Source organism: Kistimonas scapharcae (assembly GCF_039540975.1).
GTDB classification, from domain to species: Bacteria; Pseudomonadota; Gammaproteobacteria; order Pseudomonadales; family Endozoicomonadaceae; genus Kistimonas; species Kistimonas scapharcae.
Genome location: NZ_BAABFL010000165.1, coordinates 1 through 663, shown reverse-complemented (window position 1 = coordinate 663; position 663 = coordinate 1). Strand labels below are relative to the sequence as shown.

Here is a 663-nt window from a genome sequence, read left to right as displayed (position 1 = left end):
GCCATGACAGGGAGGTCAGCATGCGACCATTAACAGAAAGTGAGTATGAACAGGTCGAGCAGGAAGCGGAACGTCGGCTGGACGCCATCTGGGCATTCGCCGAAGGCCACACACTGTTGCTGGAGTTCATCGAGCAATACGCCCGGCAACTGCAGAAAATGGTGATGAGCCGGGTTATGCGGGAATACCTGAACGATCACCGACCCGGCCAATAAAAAAAAGGGACTCACGAGGAGCCCCCGGAGCAAGGGATTACCACTTACCCTTATCGTCGTAGATGAAGATAGCTTTAAAAAAATCCCGGCCCTCGTTTGTCAGGAAATACTCCCCTGACTTTCGAGACGCAAAGCCATACTCGTTAACCAGCACCTTCATGGCCTGATCCACGTCCGGGACATCACGACCGACATGTCGGCTCACCGTCGCCAGATCACAGGTGACTTTCATTGCCAGCATTTTCTGGGTATTAACCAGACACAACGCCAGCAGGGTCGCCACTTCCAGCATGTTGAGATTGAACAGAGCCGAGGTTTTCCCGATAGCAGTGACCAGCGGATCCTCGGTCAGCACGGACGGTTCCACGGCCAGAATATCCACAGCTGACGACAGGCTGCAGGCATCGCAGTCGTAAACGATATCGGTATAGAACCGTCGCCCGGGATG

General features: G+C 54.4%; 2 protein-coding genes. One reads left to right on the top strand and one right to left on the bottom strand.

The window, feature by feature from the left end; translation table 11 throughout:
- A partial coding sequence (locus ABD892_RS10200; protein WP_345195516.1) for a hypothetical protein occupies positions 1–215 on the top strand: 215 nt, incomplete at its 5' end.
- Between the two features lie 37 nt (positions 216–252).
- Here ABD892_RS10200 and ABD892_RS10195 read toward each other — a convergent pair.
- Positions 253–663, bottom strand: a 411-nt coding sequence (locus ABD892_RS10195) for a hypothetical protein (protein WP_345195515.1), incomplete at its 5' end; no start/stop codon positions are given.